Here is a 24,029-nt window from a genome sequence, read left to right on the forward strand (position 1 = left end):
CGCCCCTGGCACGGCGAAGGCCCCCTGGATGGTTCCAGGGGGCCTTCGTGTGTACCGGAAGCGTCAGCGCGCGAAGTGGCCGCGGTAGTACTCGTACACCCAGCCGACGATCGCCACGAGGAAGATCGCGAAGCCGATCGGGAGCAGGAAGTGACCGACCGCGAGACCGAGCAGGAACACCGCCGCGGAACCGGCGAGAACCAGCGGCCACCACGACCACGGAGAGAACTCGCCGAGCTCGGGGTCTCCGTCGTCGATGTCTGCCGTCAGCACGTCTTCAGGCAGCTCGCCGCCCTGCGCCTTGTAGGTGCGGTGCAGGTACACCGCGATCATGGCGCTCATGAAGGCGACGAACAGCAGGGCCACCGTGCCCACCCATTCCACGTAGCCATGGAAGGGGTCTACCAGGTTCCAGACGGTGTAGATGGCGGCAGCGATCGTGAAGAACACGACCAGGATCCACCACAGGATGACGTTGCTGCGCATGACTTACTTGACCTCTCCCGCTGCGACACCGACCGGGTGCTCAGCGGCCTCCGGGTGGTTCAGATCGAATGCCGGACGCTCGCTGCGGATGCGCGGAATCGATGTGAAGTTATGACGCGGGGGCGGGCACGAGGTCGCCCACTCGAGCGATGCGCCGTAACCCCACGGGTCGTTGACGGTGACCTTCGGAGCCTTGCGGGCCGTGATCCACACGTTCAGGAAGAACGGCAGCATCGATGCGCCCAGGATGATGGCACCGATCGTGGAGACCTGGTTGCCCCACTCCCAGTTGTCGTACGAGGAGTAGTCGGCGTAACGACGCGGCATGCCGTCGACGCCCAGCCAGTGCTGCACGAGGAACGTCATGTGGAAGCCGATGAACAGCATCCAGAAGTGGATGTAGCCGAGACGCTCGTTGAGCATGCGCCCGGTCCACTTCGGCCACCAGAAGTAGAAGCCGGCGAACATCGCGAAGACGACTGTTCCGAAGACCACGTAGTGGAAGTGGGCGACGACGAAGTACGAGTCGCTGAGGTGGAAGTCCAGCGGCGGCGCCGCGAGGATCACACCGGTCAGACCGCCGAACACGAACGACACGAGGAATCCGAGGGCGAAGACCATCGGCGTCTCGAACGTGATCGAGCCGCGCCACATGGTTCCGATCCAGTTGAAGATCTTCACACCGGTCGGGACCGCGATGAGCATCGTCATCAGGGCGAAGAACGGCAGCAGGACACCACCGGTCACGTACATGTGGTGAGCCCAGACGGCCACCGAGAGCGAGGCGATCGCGATGGCCGCGTAGACCAGCGTCTTGTACCCGAAGATCGGCTTTCGGCTGAACACCGGGAAGATCTCGGAGACGATGCCGAAGAACGGCAGCGCGATGATGTACACCTCGGGGTGACCGAAGAACCAGAACAGGTGCTGCCACAGCAGCACGCCGCCGTTGGCCACGTCGTAGACGTGCGATCCGAGAACGCGGTCGGCTGCGGCGGCCAGGATGGCTGCCGCGAGCACCGGGAACGCCATCAGGATCAGCAGGCTGGTGATCAGCGTGTTCCACGAGAAGATCGGCATGCGCCACATGGTCATACCGGGCGCGCGCATCGTGATGATCGTGGTGATGAAGTTCACGGCACCGAGGATCGTGCCGAAGCCCGACAGGCCGAGGCCCAGCATCCAGAGGTTGCCACCCACACCGGGCGAGAACGACGAGTTGGCGAGCGGCTGGTATGCGAACCATCCGAACGACGCGGCACCCTGCGGGGTGAGGAAGCCGGCGACGGCCATGACCGAGCCGAACGTGAACAGCCAGAAGGCGAACGCGTTCAGACGCGGGAAGGCGACGTCAGGAGCTCCGAGCTGCAGGGGCAGGATCGCGTTGGCGAAGCCGGCGAACAGCGGCGTCGCGAACATCAGCAGCATGATCGTGCCGTGCATCGTGAACAGCTGGTTGTACTGCTCCTTCGTCGGCACGATCTGCATGCCGGGAGCGAAGAGCTCTGCGCGGATGATCAGCGCCATCACGCCGCCGAGCAGGAAGAACAGCACCGAGGCGATCAGATACATGTACCCGATCGTCTTGTGGTCGGTGGAGGTGATCCACTTGACGATGATGTTGCCCTTCTCCTCCACACGGGAAGAGGTGAGCAGAGCCGCCTGACGAGGAGGCAGGGTGGTCGGACGAGCGCCCGGCACCGTGGTGGGTTCAGCTGTGGTGGTCATGGCTTACTCCTCTTCCTCGGGGTGCGTGCTGGCGCCGTTCCCGGGGAGATTGCTGAGTCTGTCGTAGGCGTCGGTGATGTCGCCCGTGTTGCCCTGCTCGCGCAGGTCCTCGATGTATGCGTCGTACTCGTCCTGCTCGACGACCTTCACGTTGAAGAGCATCATCGAGTGGTACTCGCCGCAGAGCTCGGCGCACTTGCCGTCGTACTCGCCGACGCGCTCCGGGATGAAGGACCAGGAGTTGTCCTTGCCGATGTACATGTCCTTCTTGTAGAGGAAGTCGATGATCCAGAAGGAGTGGATCACGTCCCGCGACTGCAGATCGATCGTGACCTTCTTGCCGACCGGAAGCACCAGCGTCGGCAGCTTCTCGCGGTCGATGTCGCCGGCCTCGTCGGGGTCGGCCTGGACGCCCATGGTCCACACGGCGTCCTCTTCGTCCTCAGCGCCGTACTGGAAGTCCCAGGCCCACTGCTTGGCGATCGCGGTGATCTCGACGTCGGGGTCATCCCACTGCGTCTCGATCGCGGTCTGGTCGCGGGCCGTGAAGAAGAACATGCCCAGCACGAGGATCAGCGGGATCACCGTGTAGAGGATCTCGATCGGCATGTTGTAGCGCAGCTGGACCGGGAGCCCGGTCTGCCCTGCGCGGCGGCGGTACATGACGAGCGCCCAGGCCATGAGGGCCCAGGTGATGACACCCACGGCCAGCAGGACGACCCAGGACGTGACCCACAGGCCCGAGACCGTCTCGGTCTGGTTGGTCGTGGGGGTGCCGTCTTCGACGAAGCCCGGAAGGAATCCATTGAGTTCGGTGGGAGTACATCCCGCCAGGGCCACAGCTGCCGCTGCTCCCAGCGGGAGCGCGGCCCAACGAAGGCGGCGTTTCGAGGGCACGATGCACCTTTCAGATCTCGGACAGGAGCAGACTCAAGTCTAGGGCAACCTCACACGCGATTCATGCCAACCACGCAGGTTGGCGCGCCTCAGTGGAAGCTGTCGCCGCAGGCGCAGCTGCCCGCAGCATTGGGGTTGTCGATCGTGAACCCCTGCTCCGAGATGGTGTCCTTGAAGTCGATCGACGCCCCGTCGAGGTACGGGACGCTCATGTTGTCGATGATGACCTCGACTCCGTCGAAGTCGACGGTCTCGTCGCCCTCGAGGTACCGCTCGTCGAAGTACAGCTGGTAGATCAGACCCGAGCATCCGCCGGGCTGCACGGCCACACGGAGGCGCAGGTCGTCGCGACCCTCCTGCTCGAGCAGGCTCTTCACCTTGAGAGCTGCGGCATCGGTCAGCGAGACGCCGTGGGCGGGGGCGGCGGTGGGCTCTGAGGTCAGGGTGGTGTCGCTCATCTCAACTCCTTGCAACGGGCAGCGCGGTCTCGCTGCTCGTGCTCGATTCTACCGCCGCGGATGTCCGCGGGGCCGCGCTTCGCAGCCTCGCGGACGTCCGCGGCGGAGGCTCAGGAGCTGGTGCGCTCGTTCATCCGGGCCAGCAGCAGCGCCTCCGTACGGACAGCGTTGCGGAAAGTGTCAAGATGCAGGGACTCGTTGGGGCTGTGGGCCCGGGAATGCGGATCCTCGACACCCGTCACCAGGATCTGCGCGCCGGGGAACTCACGGACGAGATCGGCGATGAAGGGGATCGACCCGCCGATCCCCAGATCCACGGCGTCCACGCCGTACCCGTCGCCCATCGCGCCGCGGGTGAGCTGCACCGCCCAGCCCGACGTGTCGACGAGGAATCCGTCACCCAGGTCGACGTCCGAGAAGGTGAGCTCGGCACCGAACGGCGCGTGTGCGCGCAGGTGGCTCTCGAGTGCTGCATATGCGTCGGCGGCCTTCTGCCCGGGCGCGACGCGGGCACTGATGACGAGGCTCACCTCGGGCAGGAGGGTGTTGGATGCCGCGGCGACGCTCGTCACGTCCATGCCGGTGATCGTGATCGACGGCTTGTTCCAGATGCGACCGTAGATGTCGTCTCGTCCGACCGCACTCACGCCGTCCAGCAGGCCCGTCTCGTCTCGCAGCGCCTGCTCCGAGTACTCCGGCGTCTGCGCCTCGCGGCTGGTCATGCCCTCCACGGCGACAGCGCCGTCGGCGTCCCACATCGTCGCGAGCAGCGTGACCGCCGCCATCATGGCATCCGGAACCGCTCCTCCGAACATGCCCGAGTGGGATGCGTGCTCCAGAGTGCGGACCGTGAGGGTGAAGCGGGCGTTGCCCCGCAGCGAAACGGTCAGGCCTGGCGTCGTCGAATCGAGGTTGCCGGAGTCCGCGACGACGATGGCGTCGGCACGGAGCGCGTCGGCGTTGTCGCGCAGGAACCGGGCGAAGGAGCGCGAGCCGTACTCCTCCTCCCCCTCGATGAACATCGAGACGCCGAGATCGAGATCGTCGCCCAGCACCTCGGCCACCGCACGCAGCGCCGCGATGTGCGCCATGATGCCCGCCTTGTCGTCCGCAGCACCGCGGCCGTACAGTCGTCCGTCACGCACGGTCGGCTCGAACGGCGGCGTCTCCCACAGCTCGTCGGCCCCGGGGGGCTGCACGTCATGGTGCGCGTACAGCAGGATCGTCGGGCGGCCGTTCCTCGCCGCACGTGTGGCGAGCACCGCGGGCTGGCCGAGCTCTTCGGTGTCGTCGACGTGAGCGCGCAGCACCCGCACGTCGTCGAAGATCCCGATACCGCGCGCGAGCTCGGCGACCGCGTCAGCCGAGCGCTGCAGCTGCGTCTGGTCGAACGCCGGCCACGCGACGCCGGGGATGCGCACCAATGCGCCCAGGTCGGCCAGAGCGGACGGGATGCCGAGGGACACGGCGTCGAGGAGCGCGGCCTCTGCGGCGGAGGAGACGGAGGATGCAGGGGATGTCATGCGAGTAATCTTAAGGTGAACCCGATTCCGAACTGAGGTCGAACGTGCCCAACCCCATCACCCCCGCCGACGACGCCCCTGAGACGCCCGCCGTGGGCAAGGGTCGTGCCACCCCTACTCGCGCCGAGCGCGAGGCGGCGAATCGCCGCCCCCTCGTCGCGAACACCAAGGAGGCGCGCGCTGCGGCCAAAGCCGATCTGCAGGCACGCCGCAACCGGGCGCGCATCGGCATGGAGAACGGCGAGGACAAGTACCTCCCCGCCCGCGACCGCGGTCCGCAGCGACGCTGGGTGCGGGATTACGTCGATGCCGGCTGGCACATCTCCGAATGGCTGATGGCCGCGATGCTCCTCGTGATCGTGCTGAGCCTCATCGACATCCGCGAGGTGCAGCTCTGGGCGATGGTCGGGTTGTGGGGCTTCATGCTCCTCGCGGTCGCCGACATGGTGCTTCTCAGCATCCGCGTCAAGAAGAAGGTCGCAGCGAAGTTCGGCCTCGAGCGCCGCGAGCGGGGCCTCGGCTGGTACGCCGCGATGCGATCGCTCCAGATGCGCTTCATGCGTCTGCCGAAGCCACAGGTCAAGCGCGGCCGGTACCCGGAGTGATCCGTCGGAGTCCTGTTCAGAGGCCTGTGCCGCTCAGCGGCGCAGGCCTCTGTTGATCTCCCTGGCCCACAGCGGACCGCGATAGAGGAAGGCCGTGTACCCCTGCACGAGGGTGGCCCCGGCATCCAGTCGTCGCTGCACGTCCTCGGCGGTCTCCACTCCCCCGACGGCGATCACGCAGAAGTCCTCGGGCACGGCCGCCTTGACGACGGCCAGCACCTCAAGAGAGCGTTCCTTGAGCGGTGCACCAGACAGCCCTCCCGCTCCGGCGGCCTCGACGATCGCGTCGTCGGTGACGAGACCCTCGCGTGAGATCGTCGTGTTGTGCGCGATGATGCCTGCCAGCCCCTCGGCGACAGCCATCCGCGCGATCGCGTCGATCTCGTCGTCAGGAAGGTCGGGCGCGATCTTCACCAGTAGTGGCGTGTCGCCCGCAGCCTGCTTGACGGCACGAAGCAGCGGAGCGAGCGTCTCGACGGCCTGCAGGCCGCGCAGACCGGGTGTGTTCGGTGACGACACGTTGACCGCGAGGTAGTCGGCGAGGGGAGCGAGCCGGGCCGCCGAGGTGACGTAGTCGCCGATCGCATCCTCCACGGCGACCACACGGCTCTTGCCGATGTTCACGCCGATCACGGCCCGCGGGGCGCGGCGCCGCAGCGCCGTCAGCCTGCGCGCGGCCGCATCCGCTCCCTCGTTGTTGAAGCCCATGCGGTTGATGACCGCCCGGTCGGCGACGAGACGGAACAGCCGCGGCTTCGGGTTGCCCTCCTGCGGGATCGCCGTGACAGTGCCGATCTCGACATGACCGAAACCGAGCGCGTCGAGTCCTCGCACACCGATGGCGTTCTTGTCGAAGCCGGCGGCGACACCGAATGGCGAGGGGAAGACCAGGCCGAGAGCGTGCACCTGCTGCTCGGGCCGCGGTGCCGTCAGCGCACGCGCCGCCCACGAGAAGGGCGGCACACCGAGCATGCGGATGACCGCCATCGCGGCGTGATGCGCGAACTCGGGGTCGAAGCGCGTGAGGACGTGGCGAAAGAGCAGTGAGTACATCACTGCCCAAGATTACCGGTCGCCGAGTTCCGCCCCGGACGTCGCGTGGTCGGCGCGGAGATCGCCGATCGCTCGCTCGAAATCCTCGAGGGAGTCGAACTCCTGGTAGACGCTGGCGAATCGCAGATACGCGACCTCGTCGAGCTCCCGCAGCGGTCCGAGGATCGCGAGCCCGATCTCGTTGGTGCCGAGCTGGGAGGCGCCCGTCTGCCGCACCGCCTCTTCGACCTTCTGCGCGAGCAGAGCGAGGTTCGCCTCTGTCACGGGTCGGCCCTGGCAGGCCTTGCGCACCCCCGAGATGACCTTGTCGCGGCTGAAGGCCTCCATCACACCCGAGCGCTTGATGACCATGAGGCTGGCCGTCTCGGTGGTCGAGAAGCGTCCGCCGCATTCGGGGCACTGCCGCCGACGACGGATCGACAGACCGTCGTCGCTGGTGCGGGAGTCGATGACGCGGGAGTCCGGGTGCCGGCAGAAGGGGCAGTGCATGATCGGTCAGCCTACTCGCTCGGGATCAGCTCACCTGGGAGCGTCCCGGAAGCGCGCCTCCACGGCATCGCCGTGCGCGGGCAGCACCTCCGCGTTCGCGAGAGCGACGACGCCCGACCGCACCTCGGCGAGGGCGGCGTGGTCGTACTCGATGACCTGCTGCGGCCTGAGGAACGTGTAGGCGCCGAGTCCGGCAGCGTAACGCGCCTGTCCCCCGGTCGGCAGAACGTGGTTGCTGCCGGCCATGTAGTCGCCGAGGCTCACGGGAGTCTGGTCGCCGACGAACACCGCGCCCGCACTGGTGAAGCTCGCCGCTGCCTCCGTCGCATCGACGAGGTGCAGCTCGAGGTGCTCCGGGGCGTAGGCATTGCTGAAGGCCACGGCCATCTCGCGGTCGTCGACGAGCACGATCGCGGACTGCGGCCCGGCGAGTGCCTCGGCCACCCGCGCGGCGTGCATCGTCGTGACGGCGAGCTCGGCGACCTTCTCGGCCACCTGCTCTGCGAGAGCCGCCGAATCGGTCACGAGCACCGCTGACGCCTGCTCGTCGTGCTCGGCCTGACTGATCAGGTCGACGGCGATCAGGGTGGCGTCGGCGTCGGCGTCGGCGACGATGAGGATCTCGGTCGCACCCGCTTCCGAGTCGGTCCCGACGACGCCGGCGACGACGCGCTTGGCTGATGCGACGTAGTTGTTGCCTGGGCCGGAAACGACGTCCACGGGATCGAGGCCGATGCCGGAGACCCCGTGCGCCAGAGCGCCGATGGCTCCGGCGCCGCCGATCGCATAGATCTCGTCTATGCCGAGAAGGGACGCGGCGGCGAGGATCGTCGGGTGCACCCTGCCGCCGTGGGCCGCCTGCGGCGGCGAGGCGAGGGCGATCGACGTGACGCCGGCGACCTGAGCGGGGACGACGTTCATCACGACGCTGGACGCCAGCGGTGCCTTGCCGCCGGGGATGTACACGCCGGCCCGGGTGACCGGCTGCCACCGCTGAGTGATCCGAGCGCCGGCGCCGATGTCGGTGGTCTGCGGAGCAGGGACCTGAGCCGCTGAGCCGCGACGGACCCGGTCGATGGCCGCCTCGAGGGCTGCGCGCACGGCGGGGTCGACGGATGCGGCGGCTTCGGCCACGTGCTCCTCCGGAACGCGGATGGCGTGCCCGCTCACGCGATCGAAGCGCTCAGCCTGATCTCTCAGCGCGGCCTCGCCTGACGTGCGCACTGCCTCGACGATGGCTGTGGCCGCCTCAAGCGCTTCAGCTCGAGCCTGGGCAGCTCGCGGAACCGCGGCCAGCATGTCGGCGGGAGAGAGCGACTGCCCTCGGAGGTCGATCGTGCGCACGTGCTCAGCCTTTCGTGATGTCGGAGATGTCGTGGAGGTAGCCGATACGGCCGTCCTCATGTCGCACGACGAAAGCCCCGCCGCGGTCCTCGATCGCCAGCGCCCATGCCGTCGGGCCTATCCGGAACAGCGGCTCGCCGTGTTCATCGAGGACGTCGCGCTCGGTCGGCGCGAGGATCCAGAACGGCTCCGGCCGGCTGGAGGAAGGAGCGTAGGAGTCGGTGCCGACGGGCGACTCAACACCCATGGGCTCCGCCTCGGTGGGCTCGGAGGGCTGCTCACCGCGGTCGCGACGCAGCATCGGCTCCCCTGGGGAATCCAGTGCGGACGTGTCCTCGGAATCCGGGGAGGGACCTCCTGCGGCTCCGGCGATGTCGGCGCCGGAGATGCCGTCGGGCGCAGTGTTGTGCTCGACCGGGCGTCGCGGGTTGGTCGTCTCGTCGACGTCGAAGATGTCGCGCAGCGCTTCCACCGCCGCGGTGTTGTAGAGCACGTCGTCCTCGGGCTCGGAAGCGGGCTGCTCGGGCACCGCGCGCGCCGGCGCTGAGGTGCCGGCCTCGGCGGCATGCTCTGCGGGGATGACCACGGTCAGCGCCGTCTCGACGCGCGGGTCGGCGGCGGGATCCATCGGCTCGTGCGTGGGGGGCTCCTGGTCCGCCTCGCGGCCGGGCGCGTCCGGTGCGCCGAACGGTGACCGAGCGGCCTCGCGCTCGGCGCGTGGTCGTGCGATCACCGGGCGGACAGGGTTGGCGTTGCGGTGCGCGAGGGTCTCGAGTCGACCCTGGAAGTCCTCGCGCAGACGGGGAAGCACGGGGCCGAAGACGGTCACCGCGACGAGCACGAGCATGGCCAGCAGCGCGACGATCGCCGCCCATCCGATCAGGAAGGCACCGGTGGCGACCGTGGCCGCGACCTGCTGCCACAGCACCTGCGCCCAGGCGACGGCCGCGACGGATGCTGCCACCGACGCGAACTGGTCGATGCCGAGCGAGCCGACACGGCGAATCCCCTCGGGCGAGAGGCGGCGCAGGACGACGAGGAACACCGCGGCGGTCGGCACCCCCATCATGAGGACCCAGTGGATGCCGCTGGTCCAGACGGTGTCGCCGATCGGGCCGATGGGGAAGAACGAGACGAGGAACCCGACGAGCCACGCACCGATGATGACCAGCTCGCGCAGGGTGAAGCCGAGGATGCCGTACTCGGGCTTGACCTGATCTTCATAGAGCACACCGTCATCCGGCTCGCCATCGCCGTCCAGCCGCTGCGCGTCGACGCCCGCCGGTGCCGCGAGGGCGTCCTCCTGGACGCTGTCCGCGTCGTCGGGCCAGTCGGCATCGCGTTCCGAGGCAGCGCGCACGCTGTCACCTGATGCGTCGCCGGGTGCAGTGCTGGGCCTGTCGAAGCTCATCGAGCAGTCCTTTCCTTCACGGGTGGGGTCGCCACGCGAGTCACGATCCTACCCACCCGACCCTGGAGTTCGGTCGGTCGTTTCGTCGTCGTGCGCTCAGCCCAGGCAGGCCGGGCCGAGCAGCGATTTGAGATCGCCGAACAGGTCGGCGGAGACCTTGACGGGCATCGGCACCTCGAAGACCTTGGCCGAGGTTCCGCGGTGCACGCGCAGCAGCACCTCGGTCTCTCCGGCATGCCGGCGCAGCACGTCGGCGAGGTCGTGCATGACCCGTTCGGTCGCGCGCTGTTCGGCAACGAGCAGAGACAGCGGCCCCGCGGCGTCGAAGGATCCGACGTCGGGTGCGAACGCCGATTGAGCGTGCAGGTTGAGACCGTCGTCACGCCGCGAGACGCGGCCGCGGACCGCGAGGATCGCGTCCTGCTGGAGCGTGTGCTGGAACTCGGTGTACGTCTTGCCCATGAACATGACGGTCACCTCGCCGTTGAAGTCCTCGACCGTGATCATGCCGTAGGGGTTGCCGCTGGCCTTCGCCACCCGGTGCTGCACGCTGGTCACGAGTCCGGCGACCGTCACCTGGTCGCCATCCTGCAGGTCCTCCGATGTCAGCAGGTCGTTGATCGAGATGGACGCGTGCTTCGCGAGCGGAACCTCGAGACCCGCCAGCGGGTGATCGGACACGTAGAGCCCCAGCATCTCGCGCTCGAAGGCCAGCTTGTCCTTCTTCACCCATTCGGGCCGGTCAGGAACCTTGGCGGGCGCCGCCTCTTCCATGTCGTCGTACAAGCTGTCGAAATCGAAGCCGATCGCACCCTGAGCTTCGTTCCGCTTGCGGTCGACCGCGGCTTCGACGGCGGACTCGTGGATCTCCATCAGTGCACGGCGAGTGTTGCCCATCGAGTCGAAGGCACCGGCCTTGATCAGGGACTCGACGGTGCGCTTGTTGGAGACGTGCAGCGGCACCTTGCTGAGGAAGTCGTGGAAAGACGTGAACGCGCCACCCTTCCGCGATTCGACGATCCCGTCGACGACGTTGCTGCCGACGTTGCGCACGGCCCCGAGGCCGAAGCGGATGTCCTCTCCGACGGCCGCGAAGAAGTTGATCGACTCCGAGACGTCAGGCGGGAGCACCCGGATGCCCATGCGCCGGCACTCGTTGAGGTAGAGCGCCATCTTGTCTTTGGAGTCACCGACGCTCGTGAGCAGCGCGGCCATGTACTCGGCCGGGTAATGCGCTTTGAGGTAGGCGGTCCAGTAGGAGACGAGGCCGTATGCGGCGGAGTGCGCTTTGTTGAACGCGTAGTCCGAGAACGGCAGCAGGATGTCCCAGAGCGCCTTCACGGCGGCCTCGCCGTAGCCGCGCTCCTTCATCCCGCCGGAGAAGCCCTCGTACTGCTTATCGAGCTCGGACTTCTTCTTCTTGCCCATCGCACGACGCAGGATGTCGGCCTGGCCGAGGCTGAACCCGGCCACCTTCTGCGCGATGGCCATGACCTGCTCCTGATAGATGATCAGGCCGTACGACTCCTCGAGGATGTCTGCCAGCGGCTCTTCCAGCTCGGGGTGGATCGGGGTGATCTCCTGGAGCCCGTTCTTGCGCAGGGCGTAGTTCGTGTGCGAGTTCGCCCCCATCGGGCCCGGGCGGTAGAGCGCGATGAGTGCCGAGATATCGCCGAAGTTGTCGGGCTTCATCAGTCGCATCAGCGAGCGCAGCGGCGGGCTGTCGAGCTGGAAGACGCCCAGCGTGTCTCCACGGGCGAGCAGATCGTAGACGGCGCGATCGTCGAGGCCGAGGTGCTCGAGATCGAGCTCCTCGCCCCTGTTCGTCCGGATGTTGTCGAGCGCATCCGAGATGATCGTCAGGTTTCGCAGCCCGAGGAAGTCCATCTTGATCAGACCGAGCGACTCGCACGACGGGTAATCGAACTGCGTGACGATCTGACCGTCCTGCTCGCGCTTCATGATCGGGATGATGTCGAGCAGCGGGTGCGACGACATGATCACGCCGGCGGCGTGCACACCCCACTGACGCTTCAGCCCCTCGAGTCCGAGCGCCCGATCGAAGACGGTCTTCGCCTCCGGGTCTGTGTCGATCAGTGCACGGAACTCGCTGGCCTCCTTGTACCGCGGGTGCGCACTGTCGTACATACCGCTGAGCGGCATGTCCTTGCCCATCACCGCCGGTGGCATCGCCTTGGTCAGGCGATCGCCCATGCTGAACGGGAAGCCGAGCACGCGCCCGGCGTCCTTGAGCGCCTGCTTCGACTTGATGGTGCCGTAGGTGACGATCTGCGCGACGCGCTCGGAGCCGTACTTCTCGGTGACGTACTCGATGACCTCGCCGCGGCGACGGTCATCGAAGTCGACGTCGAAGTCGGGCATCGAGACACGGTCGGGGTTGAGGAAGCGCTCGAAGATCAGACCGTGCTCGAGCGGGTCGAGATCCGTGATCTTCATGGCGTAGGCGACCATGGAGCCGGCTCCCGAGCCACGCCCGGGCCCCACCCTGATGCCGTTGTCCTTCGCCCAGTTGATGAAGTCGGCGACGACGAGGAAGTAGCCGGGGAAACCCATCTGCAGGATGACGCCGAGCTCGTACTCCGCCTGCTTGCGCACCTTGTCGGGGATGCCGCCCGGATAGCGGTAGTGCAGGCCGGCCTCGACCTCTTTCACCAGCCAGCTGTCTTCCGTCTCTCCGTCGGGTACGGGGAACTTCGGCATGTAGTTGGCCGAGGTGTCGAACTCGACCTGGCACCGCTCGGCGATCAGCAGGGTGTTGTCGCACGCCTCCGGGTGGTCGCGGAACAGCTGACGCATCTCCTGGGCGGTCTTGATGTAGTACCCGTCGCCGTCGAACTTGAAGCGGTTCGGGTCGTCCATCGTCGAGCCGGACTGCACGCACAGCAGAGCCTCATGCGCGTCCGCCTCGTGCTGGTGCGTGTAGTGCGAGTCGTTGGTGGCGACCAGCGGGATGCTGAGGTCTTTGGCGAGTCTCAGCAGGTCGGTCATCACCCTGCGCTCGATGGAGAGCCCGTGATCCATGATCTCTGCGAAGAAGTTCTCCTTCCCGAAGATGTCCTGGAACTCGGCAGCAGCTGCCCGAGCCGCGTCGTACTGCCCGAGGCGGAGCCTCGTCTGCACCTCGCCCGACGGGCATCCGGTCGTGGCGATCAGCCCCTTGCCGTACGTCTGCAGCAGTTCGCGGTCCATGCGGGGCTTGAAGTAGTACCCCTCCATGCTCGAACGCGAGCTGATGCGGAACAGGTTGTGCATGCCCTGCGTGGTCTCGCTCCACATCGTCATGTGGGTGTAGGCGCCCGATCCCGAGACGTCATCGCTCTTCTGATCGGGCGAACCCCACGACACTCGGGTCTTGTCGCTGCGGTGGGTTCCGGGCGTCATGTACGCCTCGAGACCGATGATCGGCTTGATTCCGGCGTTCTTCGCCGCGTTGTAGAACTCGAATGCGGCGAAGGTGTTGCCGTGGTCGGTGACGGCGATCGCAGGCATCCCGTAGTCGGCCGCAGCCTGCGTCATCGCATTGATCTTCGCCGCACCGTCGAGCATCGAGTACTCGCTGTGGACGTGGAGGTGCACGAAGGAGTCGGATGCCATGATTCGAGTCTACGGCGGGCCCACCGACACGGCAGTCGGCCGGATCGACGGGCCCGCCGACGCGACGCTAGGGCGCTGCGTCGACCACGGACACCTCGTACGTCTCACGGCGTTGCCAGTCCGGGAGTCCTCCGATGGCGGATTCCTCGCCCGTGAGTGCGCCCGAGTCCGTGACGCCGACGATGAGCCCGCGCTCGGTGTCGAGCGCGATGTCGCGCCACGCCGTCCACCATTTCGTCGACCATTCGAACCGGATCGTGGTCACATCCCCGTCGACTGATCTGACGCTGGAGCCGTCGAGTATCGCCAGCGTCCGCAGCACGGCTGCTCGAACCTCCGGGGGCGCCAGCGGCAGGGAGGGATCATCGACCAGGGTCTCCACGATCGAGCTGTCGGACGCTATGCTGTCGGCGGACTCCCCGACCCTGGCACGCATCCAGGCGAGCAGCTCGCGCGGCTCAGTGGACGGCATGTCGGCCCAGAACCGCCGACCGTCCAGGTACTGCGTCACGGTGCCCTCGCCGTCTTGGCCGTCACGGATCTCCTGCGTGCCGCCCGCAAGGCGGAGCGTCTCGCGCTGGAGCTGGTCGGGCTCGGTCGCCGCGTCCGCCAGAGCTTCCCGAGCGCGATCGCCGAGGGCCTCAGCGGCCGGTGACGGCTCGTTCACGCTGATCCATTCGGCGGATCGATCAGCCGGCACGTACAACGACCTGACGCCCATGGTCAGCAGCGCGGCCTCGGCATCCGCGCGATTCCCGTTGTTGAACCGCATCCACTCCTCCCCGGGCTTGACCGGCATATCCGCGTCCCAGTACCGGACGCCTTCCGAGGACGACCGGATCAGGAGATACTCTCCGGCCGGGACGGCGATGTCGCCGGCCCGGATGGTCACATCGGCCGCCGCGTTCAGCACCTGGGCCGCCGAGGCGCTCTGCGCCGTCGGCGGGGCGAGCACCGAGCCGATGACGATGGCAGTGACAGCCGCGCCCGCCACCAGGCTTCCGATGCCGAGACCCGTCCATCGGGGCATCCGGCGCCGACCTCGCGCCGGTGCGCCGTGGCTGATCTCTCGCATGAGCGCTGCTCTGGCGGCAGCCACCGTGCGCTCCTCGACATGCGCGTCGTGTGCTCCCAGCTCACGCGTTCGTTCCATAAGCGACATCGCTCTCCTCCTTCACCATCCAGGTCAGTCGGGCCGCGGAGTGCGAGCCCGGAGGTGCGAGCTTTCGACGTACCCGGTTGAGTCTCGAGCGGACGGTTCCGACCGGCACGGCGAGCGCGATGGCGATCTGCTCGTAGGTCAGATCGCCCCACGCATACAGCAGCAGCGTGTCGCGATCACGAGCCGAGAGCGCCGCGATCCGCGGCGCCAGCGCCCGCACAGCGGCATCGGCGTCCATCCGCTCGTCGCTACCGAGGTGACCGACGTCGTCGACAGACGCCGCGCCCGAAGCCGCCGCGAACGAGCGCCACTGCCTGGCCTCGTCGGCCCGGTGGCGCTTCATGATGCGCGTCGCGATTCCGAGCAGCCACGGCAGCGCCGAGCCGACACTCCGGTCGAACGCCGCGCGACGCCGGAACGCGACGAGGAACGTCTCGCTCAGCGCGTCATCGACGGCATCGGCCCCGACCCGCCGACGGATGTAGGCGCCCACGGGCCGGACGTGCCTCTCGAAGATCCCGGAGAAGGCCTCAGGCTCGTCGAGCGACCGCTCGATGATCTCGCTGTCTGTGCTCACATCCGGTATTGCCTTCGCCTGCGGGAACGGTTCACAGAATCTTCGCACCGCCGTCGATACGCTGGAGCGCATGGCCACCCCTGATTTCGTCCTCGCCCTCCGCGAGCACGTCGGCACCGCACCGCTCGCTCTCGTCGGAACGACCGCGATCGTCTTCCGCGACGAGAAGGTGCTGCTGGGCAAGCGCGCCGACAACGGCGCGTGGCAGGCGATCTCAGGCATCGTCGAGCCGGGCGAGGAGCCGGCGGATGCCGCGGCGCGTGAGTGCCTCGAAGAGGCCGGCGTCGTCGTCTCGGTCGACCGGCTCGCCCTCATCCAGCAGCTTCCGCGCATGACCTACGCCAATGGCGACGAGGTCGACTACCTCGACATCGTGTTCCGCTGCACCTGGGTGTCGGGGGATCCGCATCCCGCTGACGGCGAGCTGACCGAGGTCGGCTTCTACGACCTCGCGGCGATGGGCGACGTCGACGACGCGCATGTGCGCAAGATCGCCCTCGCGATGGCGGAGGACGATCCGGCGACCTTCCGCGGCGGGCGGGTCAAGCGCTGAGGTCGAGCCGCATCAGGACGCGGGGGAAGCCGTCGAGAACGGAGCCGGTGTCGGCTGCCTTCTCGAAACCTGCGTTCTCGAACAGGGAGCGGGTGCCGACGTACATCATCGTCTGGTTGACCTTCTCACCGCGGTTGTCGACGGGGTAGCCCTCGATCGCGGGCGCACCGCGCTCGCGTGCGTACGCGACCGCCCCCTCGACGAGGGCGTGCATGATCCCCTGCTTTCGATGGCCCGGTCGCACGCGGAAGCACCACAGCGACCACACATCGAGCTCATCGACATGGGGGATCAGACGGTTGCGGGCGAAGCTGGTGTCGCGGCGCGGATGCAGGGCGGCCCAGCCGACCGGCACGTCGTCGAGGTACGCGATGACGCCTGGTGGCGGGTCGTGATCGCACAGCTCCCTGACACGATCCGCCCGCGCCTCGCCCCGCAGCGCGACGTTCTCTTTGCTGCCGATGCGGTAGCTCAGGCAGAAGCAGACGTTGGATGCGGGATTCTTCGGCCCCACCAGCGTGGCGACGTCGTCGAAGCGCGTCGCCGGTCTCACCTCGATGCTCACCCGAGCAGTCTTGCGCACGCCGCCGACATCGCCGCGGAGGCGGTGATCAGTCCGTCCCGCGGCCGGGGTCGAGCACCTCGAGGGCGTGCTGGAAATCTGCCGGGTACGGGGACTCGAACTGCACCCACTCCCCTGTGGCGGGGTGGCTGAAGGCGAGCTGGTGGGCGTGCAGCCACTGCCGCGTGAGCCCGAGCTTGGCCGACAGAGTCGGGTCGGCGCCGTACAGCGGGTCTCCCACACACGGGTGCCGATGCGCTGCCATGTGCACGCGGATCTGATGCGTGCGCCCGGTCTCCAGGTGGATCTCGAGCAGCGAGGCGCCGGGGAACGCTTCAAGGGTCTCGTAGTGAGTCACTGACGGTTTGCCGTCCGGCACGACCGCGAACTTCCAGCTGTGATTCGGATGCCGGCCGATCGGCGCATCGATGGTGCCGCTGAGCGGATCCGGATGCCCTTGCACCACCGCATGGTAGATCTTCTCGACGGTCCGCTCTTTGAACGCCCTCTTGAGTGCGGTGTAGGCGCTCTCCGTCTTCGCGACGACCATGAGCCCGCTGGTCCCGACATCGAGCCGGTGCACGACGCCCTGGCGTTCCGACGCTCCGCTCGTCGCCACTCGGAACCCGGCCGCGGCGAGGGCTCCCACCACGGTCGGTCCCTCCCACCCGAGCGAGGGGTGAGCCGCGACGCCGGAGGGCTTGTCCACCACGACGATGTCGTCGTCGTCGTACACGATCCCGAGATCAGGCACCGGGATCGGTTCGATGCGAGGCTCTTCCTTCGGCGACCAGCTGACATCGAGCCAGCCGCCGGCGCGAAGACGGTCGGACTTGCCGAGCGGAGCGCCGTCCAGCGTCACCCCTCCGGCTTCCGCCACTTCGGCGGCGAAGGTGCGCGAGAAGCCGAGCATCTTCGCCAGCGCTGCGTCGACGCGCTGGCCGTCGAGCCCGTCAGGGACGGGAAGGCTGCGAGACTGCACGATCAGGCGCCCGCGGACGCTGCGGCGTCCTCCTGGCCGCTCACGGCCTCGACGGCGCCGCTCTTCCCGTGGTCGCGCTCGCGGGTGCCGTCCAGGCGCAGACCGAACACCACGAGGAGTGCGACCGAGATCATGCCGGAGACGATGAAGATGTCGGCGACGTTGAAGATCGCGGGCAGCATCCACGGCATCGAGATCATGTCGACCACATGGCCGACGGCGAAACCGGGCTCGCGCAGCAGTCGATCGGTGAGATTGCCGAGAACCCCACCCAGAAGACATCCCATCACCACGGCCCAGAGGCGGGAGCTGAGTTCGAACGTCTTCCAGACGATGACCCCCGCCACGATCGCCATGGCGATCGTGAAGATCCACGTCATGTTGGAGCCGATGGAGAACGCTGCTCCGGAGTTGCGCACGTAGTACAGCTGGAGGAACTCACCCAGCACCGGCACGGCCTCGTGCTTCGGGAGGTTCTCGATCGTGAGGTGCTTCACAAACTGATCGGCGGCCAGCACGAGCGCCGCGAGAATCGCGACGATCGCACCGGCCGCCGACCGACGAAGGGGACGACGTCCTGCCAAGAGTGACCTACAGGCCGATGGCGGAGACGGGCGTCGAGTCCGTCGGAGACTTCTGGTCGAGGTCGCGCAGCTGGCCCTCGATCATCGCGCGCAGCTTGCCGCGGTAGTCGCGCTCGAACTCGCGGAGCTCGGTGATGCGACCCTCGAGGGTGTTGCGCTCGCGCTCGAGTCGTGCCGACTCCTCGCGCTGCTTGGCCTCGGCCTCGGTGCGGATGCGAGCGACCTCTGCCTCGGCATCCTCGATGAGCTGCTTGCGCTTCGCCTCACCCTCGGCGACGTGCTCGTCGTGGAGGCGCTGAGCGAGTTCGATGATGCCGGCGGAGGTGCCGGTCGACGACGCCTCGGCGGCAGGAGCCGGAGCAGGTGCAGCTGCGACGGGTTCCGGCGCGTTCTCGCCGGACTCGAAGGCCGCGAGCTTCGCCTTCAGCTCGTTGTTCTCCTCGATGGTCTTGCGCCATTCAACGACGATCTCGTCGAGGTAGTCGTCGACCTCCTCGGGGTCGAAGCCGTCCTTGAATCGGACGTGCTGGAACTCCTTGTGGACGACGTCATCCGGGGTAAGTGCCATGGGTGGCTCCTCTTTCGATGAGTTCAGTTGCCAGTCGCTGAGAGCCGGCGATGTGGTTCTTTTGACGCGTACCCGGGGCGCGCGCCTGGGAGCCAAGCATAGTCCCCCAGTCTGAGCGGCGCAGGTCGATCAGGTCAGTGCGCGCACGATCGCCATCAGGATGAACACGCTGAGCATGGTCAGCATGAACCCGAAATCGAGCGCTATGGCGCCGAGCCGCAGCGGCGGGACCAGCCTGCGGAAGAAGCGGATGGGCGGGTCGGTGACCGTGTAGACGATCTCCGCCGCCACCAGGCCGGCGCCCGAGGGGCGCCAGGATCGGTTGAACATCGGGATGTACTCGAGCACCAGGCGAACGATGAGCACGAACACGTAGAGCGTCAGCACCAGTTCGACGATGCCGCCGATGATGCTGAGGATCGTTCCCACGGCTCAGGAGTCGAACGAGGCGGAATCCGCCTGCGCGATGCCGCCCTGTCCCGACACGGCGATGTTCTCGGGCGAGAGCAGGAAGACCTTGCTGGTGACTCGCTCGATACGTCCGTAGAGACCCAGCGACAGGCCGCTCGCGAAGTCGATCAGGCGACGCGCGTCGGCGTCGCTCATCTGCGACAGATTGATGATCACGGGAACGCCCTCGCGGAAGTTCTCGGCGATGATCTGCGCGTCACGGTACTGCTTCGGGTGCACGGTGAGGATCTCGTTGACCGCGCCGGCGGCCGGCTGACGCACGGCGGTCGGTCGACGCAGGGGCGTGACAGGGGCCGGCACGACCTCGTCCCGCTCAGGGGTCTCGTGCTTCTCACGCGGGGCTCGCGCAGGCGTCTGCGCGGCCTCCTCCTCGTAGACCTCTTCCTCATCGGCGAGGCCGAGATACACCATGGTCTTCTTCAGCGGGTTACCCATCGTGTCCTCCGGTTCGAACGTTCGGGCTGGTCTGGTTGAAAGGCTAACCCCGGTCGGGGCGCGGGCCTGTGATTGCGGAACCGATCCGCAGGTGTGTCGCACCCGCATCGATCGCCGCCTCGAAATCGCCGGTCATCCCGGCGGAGATCCACGTCGCGGCGGGTGCCAGCGCGCGGATGCGGTCGGCCACTCCGCGCAGCCGCGCGAAGGCCCTCGCGGGCTCCTCGTCGAGTGGAGCGACTGCCATGACGCCGCGAAGTCGGAGCGACGGAAGCTGGAGCACGTGCTCTGCCAGCGTCTCGGCATCGAAGAGCGTGCTGCCACCGCGACCGAGATCGTCTGTCAGGTTGACCTGCACCAGCACGTCGAGCGGTTCGCCGCCCGCATCCGCACGATGCAGGGCATCCGCGAGCTTCACCCGGTCGACGGAATGGACCACATCGGCGTCGCGGCGGATCGCCGCGGCCTTATTGGTCTGCGCCTGACCGATGAAGTGCCAGCGCATGTCGACATCGTCGAGAGCGGCGCGCTTCGCGGACATCTCCTGCTGCCGGTTCTCACCGACATCGACGACGCCGAGAGCGTGCAGCTCGCGCACCAGGAAGGCCGGATGGAACTTGGTCACCACGATGCGGGTGATCTCTCCTCGATCCCGACCCGCCCGGCGCGCGGCGTCGGCGATGCGCTCATCGATCGCCGACAGCCGCGCACTCAGATCCACGTCGGGCACAGGATCACTTCAGGAACTCGGGGATGTCGATGTCGTCGTCCGAGAACGCCGGCTCGATGTGCGATGCCACGGGCGCCGGGGCTGCGGCCGGCTTTGCCGGCTCGACGCGCTCCTCGGAGGGCTTCTCTTCGACACGCACCTCGGGCAGCGGGTTCGCTGCCGGACGCTCGACGACCATCGGCTCCAGCCGCGGGGCGGGCTCGCCACCGTCGAAGCCGGCCGCGATCACCGTGACGCGCACCTCGTCTCCGAGGGTGTCGTCGATGACGGTTCCGAAGATGATGTTCGCCTCGGGGTGCGCGGCCTCCTTGACGAGGTCGGCGGCGTCGTGGATCTCGAAGATTCCGAGGTTCGAGCCACCCTGGATCGACAGCAGCACGCCATGCGCGCCTTCGATGGACGCTTCGAGCAGCGGCGACTCGACAGCCAGCTCAGCCGCCTTGATGGCCCGATCGGCGCCCCGCGCAGAGCCGATGCCCATGAGAGCCGAACCGGCCCCCTGCATGACGGACTTCACATCGGCGAAGTCGAGGTTGATCAGACCCGGGGTCGTGATGAGGTCGGTGATGCCCTGCACACCGGCGAGCAGCACCTGGTCGGCGGTGGCGAACGCCTCGATCATGGAGATGCCGCGATCGCTGATCTCGAGGAGTCGGTCGTTCGGCACCACGATGAGCGTGTCGACCTCTTCCTTCAGCTTGGACACGCCCGCCTCTGCCTGACTCTGACGGCGGCGACCCTCGAAGGAGAACGGCTTGGTCACGACGCCGATCGTCAGCGCGCCGATCGACTTCGCGATGCGCGCAACGACAGGAGCACCGCCCGTGCCGGTTCCGCCACCTTCACCCGCGGTGACGAACACCATGTCGGCGCCCGTGAGAGCCTGCTCGATCTCCTCAGCGTGGTCCTCGGCTGCGCGGCGACCCACCTCGGGGTCTGCGCCTGCACCGAGTCCACGGGTCAGTTCGCGACCCACATCGAGCTTGACATCTGCGTCGCTCATCAGCAGCGCCTGCGCGTCGGTGTTGACGGCGATGAACTCGACTCCGCGGAGTCCGAGCTCGATCATGCGGTTGACGGCGTTGACGCCGCCACCGCCGACGCCGACGACCTTGATCACGGCGAGGTAGTTCTGGTTCTGGCTCATGGCCGGCCTCCGTTATTCGAGCCTGACGAGGGATAAACCTTAAACCTCAACGAGAGGGTTAAACTGTTTCCCGGTATTGCGTTCTCGTGATCGACGGTATGCGCAAGACCCGCGAGCGCTCGCACCCACGCGGCGTGTCGCCGTGATCGACGCCTCTTGGAGTTCCCCGGCGCGATGGACCGCCTCCGCGCGACGTGCAAGGAGGGATCAGCGCACCACCGGCACGGTCGGAGAGGACACGTCGAAGGCCTTCGATTCAGGCGACGCGGCGATGAGCCGGACGAGAACGGCGGCTTTGAGGACCGAATCCTTCTCGCTCCCCCACACCACGGTCTTGCCGTCGGCCAGCCGCAGCGTCACGTCGTCGCCCGACGTGGCTCGAACCGTCGTCACGGTCGCACGCAGGTCGGCCGGCAAGGAGCGCATCACCAGCCCGGCACTGCGAAACGCCGCGGAGTCGATGCCGCCGGTGATCTCGAGCTCAGGTCGCCCCTCCGGCAGCTGGGCACTCGATGAGAGCACGACGCCCGCCGCATCGACGACCGCGTAGCCGTCCGCGTCGCGGATGGCGCCGATGGGCGTCCGCTCCACGATGCGCACGAGCAGCTCTCGCGGCGGCCGCACCTCGAGCGCGTACGACTCGATGATGGGGAATCCGCCCAGTGCTGACTTCACCTCGTCGGCATCGACCAGCGCCAGCGGTGCACCGATCTGATCCGACAGGGACTGCTGCACGACGGCGGGGTCGATCGTCTTGGCGCCGGCGACGGTGATCTTCTCCACCGCGAACATCGGGCTGTATGCGGCTATGACGCTGCCGAGCACCAGGGCGACGACCGCGCCGACCGAGCCCCACACGATGAATCGGCGGCGGCGCGACCGCTGCGTGAACCGCCTGATCTCCGCACGCAGCGCCTTGCGGCGAGCTCGCGCCGCCCGCCACACCTCACCGCTGCGGATCGAGGCGCTGACAGCGTCTCGATCCCCCTCGTCGATGACAGCCGTGATCGACGAGGCGTCGCCGCTGGCGACGTCGGTCCCGTCGTCGTGGGTGTCATCGGCATCCGGTGCGGCGGGATCCGGCATCCGCACGTCGGCGGAGGCGGCAGCGGCATCCGCTCCCCCACCGCCGAAGCCCAGCAGGGCACGACGCCGACGGACGGACGGAGCGCTCTCGACGCCCTCGTCCGGGTGCGGCTCCTCGGGCGATGCCGGAAGCGGTGCCGGTCGCCGCATCTCAGTCCTCGGCGGACCGGCGCAGCGAGTCGAGCACCTGCGGGATGATCTGGTACACGTTTCCGCAGCCGAGCGTCACGACGTAGTCGCCGTCACGGGCGATGCGCGCCGTGTAATCGGCCGCCTCCTGCCAGTCCGGCACGTAGTGCACATTCCCCTGATCCGTGAAGGCCCCGCTGACCAGCTCGCCCGTGACGCCGGGAACAGGATCTTCGCGGGCGCCGTACACATCGAGCATGACCGTGTGATCGGCGAGCTCCTCGAGGACCTCGGCGAACTCGCGGTACATGTGCTGGGTTCGCGAGTATGTGTGCGGCTGCTGGATCGCGATGAGGCGCCCCGAGCCCGCGACCCCGCGCATCGCCTCCAGCGCCGCGCGCACCTCGGTCGGATGGTGCGAGTAGTCGTCGTACACGCGCACACCGCGGGCCTCACCGTGCAGCTCGAGGCGCCGGACGGTGCCCGCGAAGCCCTCGACTGCGCGCACGGCGGCCTCGAGGTCGTAGCCGAGAGTCAGCAGCACGGCGACGACGCCACCGGCGTTGATCGCATTGTGCGCTCCCGGCACACCCAGCTGCATGCGCACCGACTGGTCGCCGTGCACGAGCGTGGCGGATACCCCGCCGGCTGCGGCGATGTCGTCGATCCGCAGGTCTGCGTCGGCAGCACGGCCGAAAGTGACGACCGTGCGGTGGGTGAGGCCGGCGCGCACGCGCTGGGCTCCCGCATCGTCGCTCGAGATCACGACAGCCTCTCGGGCCCCATCGGCGAAGCGCACGAAGGCGTCGTAGAAGGCGTCCTCGGAGCCGAAGAAATCGAGGTGGTCAGGGTCGACGTTCGTGATGACCGCGATCGCCGTGTCGTAGAGCTCGAAGGTGCCGTCCGATTCGTCGGCCTCGATGACGAAGAGCTCGTCGGTGCCGGTGCCGCTGGAGACGCCGAGCTGCTCGATGACCCCGCCGTTGACGAAGCTCGGGTCGGCACCGAGAGCCTGCAGTGAGGTGACGAGCATCCCGGTCGAGCTGGTCTTGCCGTGCGCCCCGGCGACCGACACGAGACGGCGACCCCCGATCAGCCAGAACAGGGCCTGGGAGCGGTGGATGACGTGCAGTCCGCGCTGCTTGGCCGTCGTGAACTCGGGGTTCTCGGGCCAGATGGCGCCCGTGTGGATCACCGTGTCGGCGTCGCCCAGGTGCGCGGCATCATGGCCGACGTGCACCGTGGCACCGGCGGCCGCGAGAGCACGCAGGTTGGCGCTGTCGGCGCGGTCGGAGCCGGAGACGCGGATGCCCGCATCGAGGAACATCTTCGCGAGTCCGCTCATCCCGGATCCGCCGATGCCGATGAAGTGGGCGGAGCGGATCTCGTCGGGGATGGGGAGGGTGAGGTCGGGTCTGATCATGTCGCTCCCAG

General features: G+C 67.7%; 24 protein-coding genes. 2 read left to right on the forward strand and 22 right to left on the reverse strand.

Annotated features, from left to right (window positions below; genetic code table 11):
* Positions 1-63: 63 nt before the first annotated feature.
* The 5 genes from JOE67_RS02215 to JOE67_RS02235 all read right to left on the reverse strand — a co-directional run bounded on the left by JOE67_RS02215 (position 64) and on the right by JOE67_RS02235 (position 5,092).
* Complete coding sequence (locus tag JOE67_RS02215; protein ID WP_204973941.1) at positions 64-486, reverse strand: cytochrome c oxidase subunit 4; 423 nt, start codon at positions 484-486, stop codon at positions 64-66.
* Between the two features lie 3 nt (positions 487-489).
* Entirely contained in the window at positions 490-2,214 is a 1,725-nt protein-coding gene (gene ctaD, locus JOE67_RS02220; protein WP_204973943.1) for an aa3-type cytochrome oxidase subunit I, read from the reverse strand.
* Between the two features lie 3 nt (positions 2,215-2,217).
* Positions 2,218-3,111 carry an aa3-type cytochrome oxidase subunit II gene (gene ctaC, locus JOE67_RS02225; RefSeq protein WP_204973945.1) on the reverse strand — a complete coding sequence of 298 codons (894 nt, stop codon included), beginning with the start codon at positions 3,109-3,111 and terminating at the stop codon, positions 2,218-2,220.
* Between the two features lie 89 nt (positions 3,112-3,200).
* On the reverse strand, positions 3,201-3,569 hold the full coding sequence (gene erpA, locus JOE67_RS02230; protein WP_071643050.1) for an iron-sulfur cluster insertion protein ErpA: 369 nt from the start codon (positions 3,567-3,569) through the stop codon (positions 3,201-3,203).
* A 110-nt stretch (positions 3,570-3,679) separates the two neighbouring features.
* Positions 3,680-5,092: a dipeptidase gene (locus JOE67_RS02235; RefSeq protein WP_204973948.1), complete on the reverse strand. Its 1,413-nt coding sequence runs from the start codon at positions 5,090-5,092 to the stop codon at positions 3,680-3,682.
* A gap of 44 nt (positions 5,093-5,136) precedes the next feature.
* On the opposite strand from JOE67_RS02235, the gene JOE67_RS02240 reads away from it, so the two are divergent.
* Positions 5,137-5,697, forward strand: coding sequence for a DUF3043 domain-containing protein (locus JOE67_RS02240; protein WP_204973949.1), 561 nt, complete (start codon positions 5,137-5,139; stop codon positions 5,695-5,697).
* 33 nt (positions 5,698-5,730) lie between these two features.
* Here JOE67_RS02240 and JOE67_RS02245 read toward each other — a convergent pair whose 3' ends face one another.
* The 7 genes from JOE67_RS02245 to JOE67_RS02275 all read right to left on the reverse strand — a co-directional run bounded on the left by JOE67_RS02245 (position 5,731) and on the right by JOE67_RS02275 (position 15,348).
* Positions 5,731-6,750, reverse strand: a complete 1,020-nt coding sequence (locus tag JOE67_RS02245) for a quinone-dependent dihydroorotate dehydrogenase (protein ID WP_204976612.1) — start codon at positions 6,748-6,750, stop codon at positions 5,731-5,733.
* A gap of 12 nt (positions 6,751-6,762) precedes the next feature.
* Positions 6,763-7,239: a transcriptional regulator NrdR gene (gene nrdR, locus JOE67_RS02250; RefSeq protein WP_204973950.1), complete on the reverse strand. Its 477-nt coding sequence runs from the start codon at positions 7,237-7,239 to the stop codon at positions 6,763-6,765.
* A gap of 30 nt (positions 7,240-7,269) precedes the next feature.
* The gene (gene hisD, locus JOE67_RS02255; protein ID WP_338041467.1) at positions 7,270-8,583 is read right to left on the reverse strand and encodes a histidinol dehydrogenase; all 1,314 of its coding nucleotides are present in this window, start codon (positions 8,581-8,583) and stop codon (positions 7,270-7,272) included.
* 4 nt (positions 8,584-8,587) lie between these two features.
* Positions 8,588-9,994 carry a hypothetical protein gene (locus JOE67_RS02260; RefSeq protein ID WP_239527950.1) on the reverse strand — a complete coding sequence of 469 codons (1,407 nt, stop codon included), beginning with the start codon at positions 9,992-9,994 and terminating at the stop codon, positions 8,588-8,590.
* 96 nt (positions 9,995-10,090) lie between these two features.
* A complete protein-coding gene (gene dnaE / locus JOE67_RS02265) occupies positions 10,091-13,609 on the reverse strand; it encodes a DNA polymerase III subunit alpha (protein ID WP_204973952.1) in 3,519 nt (1,172 codons plus the stop codon).
* A 67-nt stretch (positions 13,610-13,676) separates the two neighbouring features.
* On the reverse strand, positions 13,677-14,771 hold the full coding sequence (locus JOE67_RS02270; protein ID WP_204973954.1) for a hypothetical protein: 1,095 nt from the start codon (positions 14,769-14,771) through the stop codon (positions 13,677-13,679).
* On the reverse strand, positions 14,746-15,348 hold the full coding sequence (locus JOE67_RS02275) for a sigma-70 family RNA polymerase sigma factor (RefSeq protein ID WP_204973956.1): 603 nt from the start codon (positions 15,346-15,348) through the stop codon (positions 14,746-14,748). The genes JOE67_RS02270 and JOE67_RS02275 overlap by 26 nt, the downstream gene beginning before the upstream one ends.
* Before the next feature lie 70 nt (positions 15,349-15,418).
* Between JOE67_RS02275 and JOE67_RS02280 the strand changes: the two genes are divergently transcribed.
* Entirely contained in the window at positions 15,419-15,901 is a 483-nt protein-coding gene (locus JOE67_RS02280; protein WP_204973958.1) for an NUDIX hydrolase, read from the forward strand.
* On the opposite strand, the gene JOE67_RS02285 is transcribed toward JOE67_RS02280, so the two are convergent.
* The 10 genes from JOE67_RS02285 to murC all read right to left on the reverse strand — a co-directional run bounded on the left by JOE67_RS02285 (position 15,891) and on the right by murC (position 24,018).
* A complete protein-coding gene (locus tag JOE67_RS02285) occupies positions 15,891-16,466 on the reverse strand; it encodes a GNAT family N-acetyltransferase (RefSeq protein WP_204973959.1) in 576 nt (191 codons plus the stop codon). The two genes, JOE67_RS02280 and JOE67_RS02285, sit on opposite strands and share 11 nt — an antisense overlap.
* 46 nt (positions 16,467-16,512) lie before the next feature.
* Positions 16,513-17,445, reverse strand: a complete 933-nt coding sequence (locus tag JOE67_RS02290) for an RluA family pseudouridine synthase (protein ID WP_204973961.1) — start codon at positions 17,443-17,445, stop codon at positions 16,513-16,515.
* A gap of 2 nt (positions 17,446-17,447) precedes the next feature.
* Positions 17,448-18,029: a signal peptidase II gene (lspA, locus tag JOE67_RS02295; protein ID WP_204973964.1), complete on the reverse strand. Its 582-nt coding sequence runs from the start codon at positions 18,027-18,029 to the stop codon at positions 17,448-17,450.
* A 7-nt stretch (positions 18,030-18,036) separates the two neighbouring features.
* Positions 18,037-18,597: a DivIVA domain-containing protein gene (locus JOE67_RS02300; protein WP_204973966.1), complete on the reverse strand. Its 561-nt coding sequence runs from the start codon at positions 18,595-18,597 to the stop codon at positions 18,037-18,039.
* Positions 18,598-18,726: 129 nt separating this feature from the next.
* Entirely contained in the window at positions 18,727-19,026 is a 300-nt protein-coding gene (locus tag JOE67_RS02305; protein WP_204973968.1) for a YggT family protein, read from the reverse strand.
* A gap of 3 nt (positions 19,027-19,029) precedes the next feature.
* Complete coding sequence (locus JOE67_RS02310; protein WP_204973970.1) at positions 19,030-19,503, reverse strand: cell division protein SepF; 474 nt, start codon at positions 19,501-19,503, stop codon at positions 19,030-19,032.
* Between the two features lie 43 nt (positions 19,504-19,546).
* Positions 19,547-20,224: a YggS family pyridoxal phosphate-dependent enzyme gene (locus tag JOE67_RS02315; protein WP_204976615.1), complete on the reverse strand. Its 678-nt coding sequence runs from the start codon at positions 20,222-20,224 to the stop codon at positions 19,547-19,549.
* Between the two features lie 13 nt (positions 20,225-20,237).
* Complete coding sequence (ftsZ, locus tag JOE67_RS02320) at positions 20,238-21,380, reverse strand: cell division protein FtsZ (RefSeq protein ID WP_204973972.1); 1,143 nt, start codon at positions 21,378-21,380, stop codon at positions 20,238-20,240.
* Positions 21,381-21,587: 207 nt separating this feature from the next.
* Complete coding sequence (locus JOE67_RS02325; protein WP_204973974.1) at positions 21,588-22,616, reverse strand: cell division protein FtsQ/DivIB; 1,029 nt, start codon at positions 22,614-22,616, stop codon at positions 21,588-21,590.
* 1 nt (position 22,617) lies between these two features.
* Entirely contained in the window at positions 22,618-24,018 is a 1,401-nt protein-coding gene (murC, locus tag JOE67_RS02330; RefSeq protein ID WP_204973976.1) for a UDP-N-acetylmuramate--L-alanine ligase, read from the reverse strand.
* Between the last annotated feature and the right edge of the window lie 11 nt (positions 24,019-24,029).

Origin of the sequence: Microbacterium esteraromaticum, assembly GCF_016907315.1 — a bacterium.
In the GTDB taxonomy this organism is placed as follows: domain Bacteria; phylum Actinomycetota; class Actinomycetes; order Actinomycetales; family Microbacteriaceae; genus Microbacterium; species Microbacterium esteraromaticum.